Annotated in this window: 1 protein-coding gene; it reads right to left on the bottom strand. The window is 32.0% G+C overall.

Annotated features, from left to right (window positions below; genetic code table 11):
- Nucleotides 1–69: 69 nt before the first annotated feature.
- Nucleotides 70–561, bottom strand: coding sequence for a CBO0543 family protein (locus V7150_RS25395; RefSeq protein ID WP_335523834.1), 492 nt, complete (start codon nt 559–561; stop codon nt 70–72).
- Between the last annotated feature and the right edge of the window lie 33 nt (nt 562–594).

Below are 594 nucleotides of genomic sequence, written 5' to 3'. Positions count from 1 at the left end.
TCGGTATATATTTCAGCAATAAATATATTGAAACTAGCCACGAAAATAACAATATAAGGATTTCTTTTATCATCTGCTTTCAACCTTCACTAATCTTTTTCTAAACCAGAGATAATATTTATGGTTTAAATATAGCGAAATTATTACAGATACTAATGTCCAATACCATTTCCATTCATGATATTTCACGAGTGTTGTATACCTCTCAAGAACTACCTCAACAATAGTGAAGAAACCAGCAAAGGATATGTAATATATTAGTGCGTTTTTTCTTTTCATTTTATTTGGATAATACAGACTAAAAAAAATTGCAACAATAGGAAACACAAAGAATTCAAATGAGAAACTCGTTCTGTTATATTCATTTGCCTTTGGATATAACTGTGTGGGATATTCAATCCAGCCCATTTCTACGGCAAATAATCCAGCTGGCCAAGTAATTACTTGGAGGAACAAATATAAAACCCATGCATCTCTTACCTTCTCTCTTGGCAACAATTTAATAATCGCAATAATGCCTATAAGCGAAAACCCTATTAACATCCACCTGTCGATATTCATCTGATGCTCACCCTAAAAAGGAATTAATGATTG

The sequence above is a fragment of the Neobacillus drentensis genome (assembly GCF_036965245.1).
GTDB lineage: Bacteria > Bacillota > Bacilli > Bacillales > Cytobacillaceae > Neobacillus > Neobacillus drentensis_G.
This window is presented reverse-complemented; position numbering and strand designations above follow the sequence as displayed.

Coding starts and splice junctions, on each gene's coding strand:
- V7150_RS25395 (WP_335523834.1), bottom strand. CDS start 561: ATGAATATCGACAGGTGGATGTTAATAGGGTTTTCGCTTATAGGCATT.